Below are 6,487 nucleotides of genomic sequence, written 5' to 3' on the forward strand. Positions count from 1 at the left end.
ACCGTCCCGTGGTCGTTGTGCAGCTCGACGACCTGGCCGTTTTCGAGCCCGCGCGCCGCCGCGTCCTCTGGGTGCAGCACGCACTCGGGCGCACCCGCGCGCTTGCGCAGGGCCGCGACGCCGGCATACGCCGTGTGCGCCTGAAAATAGCCCGGCGCCGTCAAGAGCTGCAGCGGGAAGCGCTTGCGCGCCTCGGGCTCGAGCGGGCCGGCGACCCAGTCGGGCATCGCCGGCAGACCCTGCGCCGCCAGGCCCGCGGAATAGAACTCGAGCTTGCCCGATGGTGTCGTGAAGCGTTGACGTCCCGGCTTGGGAGCGAGCTTGATAGGTCCGCCATCCCGCAGCTTTATTAAGTTTACCTCCGCCGCGGGCGACGCGGCGCCGCGGAAGAGCTCGCGGAGGAGCCCGTCGGTATCCATCGAAAAGATCGGGTCCTTCAGGCCGAGCCGCTGCGCCAGCTCCTGCGCGAGACGGCCGTTCGACCACGCCTCGCCCTGCGGCGGCACGACCTGCCGGACCATCTGGATGTAGTACGAGCCGTAGGAGCGGACGACATCCTCGCTCTCGAGATAGGTCGCCGCCGGCAGGACGATGTCGGCGTAGCGCGCCGTGTCAGAGAGGAACGGGTCGTGGACGATCGTGAAGAGATCCTCTCTCGCGAATCCCCGGCGCACCGTCACCGAGTCGGGACAGGTGACGGCCGGGTTGTTGGCGGCGACGAAGATCGAGCGGATCGGCGGATCGCCCAGCTCGAGGAGCGCCTTGCCGAGTCGCGAATGGTTCACGATCCGCGTCGTCGCCGGACCCGAGGGCTTGCGGATGAAGCTGCTGTCCAGGCCGAAGCCCGTCGCCGTCATCAGGAGCGCGCCCCCGCCCACGCGGTTGTACGCCCCCGTCACGCCGGGAAGCAGCGCAACCGCGCGGATGGCCTGGCCGCCGTTCACGCAGCGGGACATGCCCTCGCCCAGCCGGATGAAGGGCGCCCGCGCGCGGCCGTAGAGATGCGCGAGGCGCTCGAGGTCGGCGACGGACACGCCCGTGATCGCCGACACCGAGGCCGGATCGAATCGCGGCAGGACTCCCAGCTCGAGCCGGTCGAAGCCGATCGTCTCGCGGGCGATGTAGTCGCGGTCGCAGAGGCCGGCGCGCGCGAGGATATGCATGACCCCGAGTGCGAGCGCCGCATCCGTGCCGACATTGACTCTCAGGTGCCAGTCGGCGCGCTCGGCGGTGCGGCTGCGCCGCGGCTCGATCACGACGAGCTGGGCGCCGCGCGCGCGGGCCCGCTCGACGAGCGGCCACATGTGGACGTTCGTCGTGAGAAGATCGGCGCCCCAGGAGATGACGAGATCGGACTCGGTCACGGTCTCAGGATCGGCCCCGCCGGTGCTGCCGCACGCCGCGTCCCAGCCGGCCTCGGCGCAGGAGTCGCAGACGGTCCCGGCCCAGAGCCGCGTGACGCCGAGCGCGTGGAACAGGCCCAGCAAAAGCCCGCGGTTCAACTGGCCCTGGTGCGCGCTGTAGGCGTAGCCGAGGATGCCCAGCGGCCCGTCCGTGCTGATGATGGCCTGCCAGCGGCCGACGATCAGGTCGAGCGCCTGGGCCCACGAGATCGGCTCGAAGCGGCCTTCGCCCTTGGCGCCGGCGCGCCGGAGCGGCGTGAGCACGCGGTCGGGCGAATGGACCCACTCGTGCTCGCGGTTGACCTTGGCGCAGGCGAAACCCGCGGTCATCGGATGGTCGGGGTCGCCCTGGAGCTTCAGCAGCCGGCCGTCGTCGACGGTGGCCAGCAGCGAGCACTGGTCGGGACAGTCATGGGCGCAGGCGGTGCGGATGGTCTGGATCACTCGTGCCTCCACGGGTGCGAACATCGTGCTGGAGGCGCTCCGCCTTGTCAACCGATTGGGGCGCCGCCTGCTACAATGGCTGCCTCAAACCGAGCGAAAGGGGGCGTCTATGGCTGAAGGGGCTAAGGGGGCTGAAGGGGCTAAGGGGGCTGAGGCGGCTCAGGGCGTCAAGATCGACACGGTGCGGTCCTACTCGACCGGTACCCCGGGCCGCGCGCTGAACAGCGCGCGCCACAACCACTTCGTGCTGGACTCGCCATCGGGCCCCAACGAGGCGCTGACCAACGGCGAGGCTTTCCTGGCCGGCGTGTCCTCCTGCGGCGTGACGCTCATCGAGAAGTACGCGCTGGAGAAGCACGTGCCCGTCAAGGGCATGCAGGTCGCCATCGAAGGCATCCGCAGCAACGCCGAGCCCAACCGCTTCCAGTGCATCAACGTCTCGTTCGAGATCTGGGGCGTGAGCCAGGGGCAGGCCGAAGAGCTCGTGGAGGTCTGGAAGAGCCGCTGACCGCTCTACCGCACGGTCGCGGTCGCGACCGACGTGAAGGTGGACGTCCTCGCCGTCTTGGGATGATGCGCTGCCGCTGGGGCTGAGCCTACGCCTCCGGGATCTGCCGCTCGAGCAGCGCCCGCTCCGGCAGCGCGGGCGTCTCCGGGATCGCGCTCCGCGAGATCGCCGAGGCCGGGATATCGACGGCGACCGCCACACCCAGGAGCCGGGCCACGAGGACGGCCGCCCGCGGGTCCCCCCAGTAGTCGCTGTGACCGTTGCCGCAGAGCTCCTGGCGGGTCGTCCAGAGATCACCAGGCTGCCCGAACCGCCCCACCGCCGTCGGGAAGAAGCCCTCTCCGGCCGCCGTCTGGCCGATCGGAAAGGCCCAGTGCAGGACCCGATCGTCGCGCGAGTAGAGCGTGAGCGTCCTGGTCCAGAGTGTGGCGCCGGATCGCAAGGCGCCGCCCGGCTCGACCATGTCCACCTGGACCGCCGCCGCCATGAGACAGCCGCCCGGCACCTGCACCGTCGCAGGGAGCGGCATCGCGGCGAATCGGGTGAGCAGTTCAAGAATGACCCGGTTGCCGAGCGAGTGGCCCACGAGGTAGATCTCCGTCGGGCTCCCGCCGGGTCCGACCAAGGTCGCCAGGTATGCGGCGAGCACCGCCGCCGAGTCCTTGGCGGGCGTGATCTCGGCCGGATAGCTGAGAAACGAGAGCGGCCCGAGGCTCGTGTCACCCGGCCAGTACACCTTGCCGAGATCGGCCAGCACCGACGAGGCGCCGGCGCCGAGCGCGTCCAGGTCGCCGGTGAAATGTCCGTACGCGTCGCGGGCCGCCTTCTCGGTGTTGTTGTAGCCGTGGACCAGCAGCACGACGCGGCGGCGTCCCTGCGGGAACGGCTCGCTGCTGAGCTTCACCGTCGGCCGCACAGCGCCGCCGACGGGCTCCTCTCTGACGCTCAGCTCGTTCGAGGCCGCACCCGCCATCCCGGCTACTTGCGGAGCTGCTGGAGCGCGGCCACGAGGTCACGCGCCACCGGCGCCAGGAAGCCGCCCAGCAACCCGGCCAGCAGGTAGAGAAGGAAGTAGTGGAAATTGCTCCCCACCCGGTCGCCCGCGAAGACCGCGAGCCCGATCCACACCAGCGCGGCGCTCACGACGATGGACAGCATCTGGATGATCCATTTCCAACGGAAGCCGACCGAGATCTGGAGACCGTCGAGGCTCCGCTGGACCTGGTGCGTCACCCGGTTGCGCGCGTCCACGAACCGGACGCGCTCCTGGTCGCCGAGTGTGGCGCGCGGTCCGGCGGCGCTCGGGCCCTGGGTCAGCAGGAGCTCGAGGTCCCCTGCTCTCGCCTGCGCTGCCAAGCAGAGCAGCAGGTCCCGGTGGTCCAGGGGAAAATCGAGGACGATCTGCGACGCCGCGTTCATGAGACCGCTCACCTGCTCGATCGGCAGGTCGAAGAGCGCCGCCCTGTCGCCCGAGGTGGCGAGGGTGACCAGGTCGTCTTCGGCGATCTGGGAAATCGGGGGACCGCCCGGGATGGGCGGCGCCTTGGCCGCCTGGTCCCGGAGCCATGTGCGGACGCGCCAGTCCTGGAACCACCGGCGCGTGGGCAGCATGTCCTTGACCGTCTGGATGATCGCCATGCTGACGAGGCCGACCGCCGCCAGCGCCGCCGCGTACTTGTAGAGGCCGTTGGCGATCACCTCTGCCACCTTCTGGATCGCTTCCGGGATATCCATGGGACCCTCCTGTGCGGCCCGCCCCGTCCGGGGCCGTCGCGCGCGGCCAATCCTACCGCGTCCGGGCCGCGCGTGGCGGCGTCTAGAACGCTGCGGTGCAGGCCACGGGTACCTGGCTCTGCACGCTCCCCGTGTAGGTGTTGATCACGAGGTCGACGCAGCCGCCGCCCTGCCGCACGCGCTGCGTGAGCATGCCCTCCCGGAGCCAGCGCTGGTTGACCACGCTCTGCGGGACCTGTGCAACGACCGTCTCGCCGGGCGACGCGTACGCGGGGGCGGGATGGAAGAGCAGGCTCGCCTCCTGCTCGAGCATCCTCGCGCTCACCCAGCGGTAGATGGTCTGATCGGCGCTCGGCCTTCTCAACTGCACCAGGACGTCGCCCGAGGGACAGACCTGGGCGCCGACTTCCGTATCGCGGGTGGTCCTGATGCGCTGGATCTCCTGGACCCGCGTGCAGGCGAGGTTGGCCTCCCAGAGCCGCTTCTGCTCCTTGGCCTGCGCGAGATCGCTCGTCTTCACCCCGATGTTGGCGGCCTGGATATGATCGATCCAGCTCGGCACGGCGCTCAGGAGCGTGGCGACAAGCGAGGGGTAGAGCAGCATCCACTGCCACCAGGTGGCGGCGGTGCGCGCTTCGGGCGCTTCGCGCGTGTCGGGGGTCGTTGCGATTGAAGCGATCGCATTGTTGCGCATGGCGTCACCTCTCCCCGGTCGGTCGTGCACTCCTGCCATCGCGGAGTGCAATGCGGCTGCCAATGCCGATCGACGCGAATACGCCACGTTGCGCCCACCATGAGTGCTCGCCACCGGGTCAGAGTGGTACGAAGCCGGCGGGTGTTCTGCCCGAATGGAGCTGCGCTTACTGCGTGCGGTAGGCGTAGAGCGTGAGGTTGTCCGCGCTGACGAGGAGCGTGCCGTCTTCAGTGAGCGCCATGCCCATGGGCCAGCCCCAGAGCCGTCCGCTCCAGAGAACGGCGCCCGTGCGCGTCTCGAAGGCATAGACGCGGTTCGGCCCCTGCCCCGCCACGTAGAGCACGTTGCCCTTGAGCACCGGCTGCACCGGGACCGAACCCGCACGCGCGCTCCACGCGACCATGCCCGTGCCCCGTGAGAGCGCCACGAGGGTCTCTGCGCTCGAGTTGGAGGCTGTGACCACGAGCGAGCCCATGACGATGGGCGCCACGGGAGAGCTCGAGTCGAGCGGGCGGCTCCAGCGGTCCTTCTGCGTCGCCGGGTCGAATGCGTGGAAGACGTAGCTACCTGACACCGACTGGGTCGTGAAGTAGAGCGTGTCGTCGGCCGCCGCGATGCCCGCCGTCGGCGTGCTGTCGAGCGGCACGACCCACTCGAGAATCCGGTTCTTGACACTGACTGAGCCGAGGGACGCCGCCCCGAGGAGATAGAGGTGGTCACCCAGGAGAGACTGCGGGTAGGCGAGCGCCACGGGCAGCTCGAGGCTCCACCGCGCGGCTCCGTCGCCGGCCGCGACGGCGCGCAGCGTCCGCCCGTCCATGAAGAGCGCGGTGTCTCCGACCGCGACCGGGTCCGTCGTGGACTTGACCTGCCAGCGCTGCGGGCCCGAGGCAAGATCGATCGCGCGGATCGTCTCACGCTCGGCGACCAGCACGACATCGCCCGCCGCCGTCAGCGAGCGGGGCTGGATCGGCACAGACCATCGCTGGATACCCGACCCAACGTCGAGGCCGAGCACGCGGTCCCCCGCGGCGACCGCGATCATCCCGCCCTGGAGCACCAGGGGGCCGAACGCGGCGCCGTAGTCCATGCGCCAGCGAGCCATCCCGGTCGTGGCGTCCAGGGCGGCGAGCTTGGAGGCCTTCGTGTTCTGGTACGCGTACGTGCCGCCGTAGAGCACCGTCCGCCCGACGACGAGCGGCCCGATGGTCGAGTTCATCGAGTAGCGGTTGTACCAGGACACCGTCTCGAACTTCCACGCGACGGGCGCGGGCGGCTCGTCACCTGCCGAGGACGTCCCCGTCGACGACGAGGAGCAGCCGCACAGGACTATCAAAACGGCGGCGAGAGTGGCGCGCTCGCAATGGCGGAGCATGCGCCACCTTACCACGGCGCCTTTGACTTCGCAGGGAGCCGAGGGCAGACTTGGGGGCACTCAAGGAGACCCCCCATGCCCTCGAACCTCGACGAGCAATTCCAGACGCTTCACGAGATCACCCGCGCGGCGCGGCGCAACCTGGCCGACGGCCCGTGGGATTACCTGATCGGCGGCACCGAGACCGAGACTACCGTGAAGCGCAACCGCGCGGCGATCGACTCGCTCGCCTGGAGACCCCGGGTGCTGCGCGACGTCTCCAAGGTGGACCCCTCGTCCACCTTCCTCGGCAGGCCCGTGCGCATCCCCGTGATGCTGGCGCCGGTGGG

At 69.9% G+C, this 6,487-nt stretch carries 7 protein-coding genes; 2 read left to right on the forward strand and 5 right to left on the reverse strand.

Going from position 1 to position 6,487, the window contains the following annotated elements; genetic code table 11:
- Positions 1 to 1,859 (reverse strand): molybdopterin-dependent oxidoreductase (locus tag VGV06_03425; GenBank protein ID HEV2054207.1); only part of this gene is annotated, 1,859 nt, incomplete at its 3' end.
- 97 nt (positions 1,860 to 1,956) lie between these two features.
- Here VGV06_03425 and VGV06_03430 point away from each other — a divergent pair.
- Positions 1,957 to 2,355 carry an OsmC family protein gene (locus tag VGV06_03430; GenBank protein ID HEV2054208.1) on the forward strand — a complete coding sequence of 133 codons (399 nt, stop codon included), beginning with the start codon at positions 1,957 to 1,959 and terminating at the stop codon, positions 2,353 to 2,355.
- An 88-nt stretch (positions 2,356 to 2,443) separates the two neighbouring features.
- Here VGV06_03430 and VGV06_03435 read toward each other — a convergent pair whose 3' ends face one another.
- The 4 genes from VGV06_03435 to VGV06_03450 all read right to left on the reverse strand — a co-directional run bounded on the left by VGV06_03435 (position 2,444) and on the right by VGV06_03450 (position 6,158).
- On the reverse strand, positions 2,444 to 3,328 hold the full coding sequence (locus VGV06_03435; protein ID HEV2054209.1) for an alpha/beta hydrolase: 885 nt from the start codon (positions 3,326 to 3,328) through the stop codon (positions 2,444 to 2,446).
- 5 nt (positions 3,329 to 3,333) lie between these two features.
- On the reverse strand, positions 3,334 to 4,089 hold the full coding sequence (locus tag VGV06_03440) for a hypothetical protein (GenBank protein HEV2054210.1): 756 nt from the start codon (positions 4,087 to 4,089) through the stop codon (positions 3,334 to 3,336).
- Between the two features lie 82 nt (positions 4,090 to 4,171).
- Positions 4,172 to 4,783, reverse strand: coding sequence for a hypothetical protein (locus VGV06_03445; protein HEV2054211.1), 612 nt, complete (start codon positions 4,781 to 4,783; stop codon positions 4,172 to 4,174).
- A gap of 166 nt (positions 4,784 to 4,949) precedes the next feature.
- The gene (locus VGV06_03450) at positions 4,950 to 6,158 is read right to left on the reverse strand and encodes a PQQ-binding-like beta-propeller repeat protein (GenBank protein HEV2054212.1); all 1,209 of its coding nucleotides are present in this window, start codon (positions 6,156 to 6,158) and stop codon (positions 4,950 to 4,952) included.
- A gap of 75 nt (positions 6,159 to 6,233) precedes the next feature.
- On the opposite strand from VGV06_03450, the gene VGV06_03455 reads away from it, so the two are divergent.
- The coding region (locus tag VGV06_03455) for an alpha-hydroxy-acid oxidizing protein (protein ID HEV2054213.1) at positions 6,234 to 6,487 on the forward strand (254 nt) is incomplete at its 3' end.

Source organism: Candidatus Methylomirabilota bacterium, assembly GCA_035936835.1.
Lineage (GTDB): Bacteria > Methylomirabilota > Methylomirabilia > Rokubacteriales > CSP1-6 > AR37.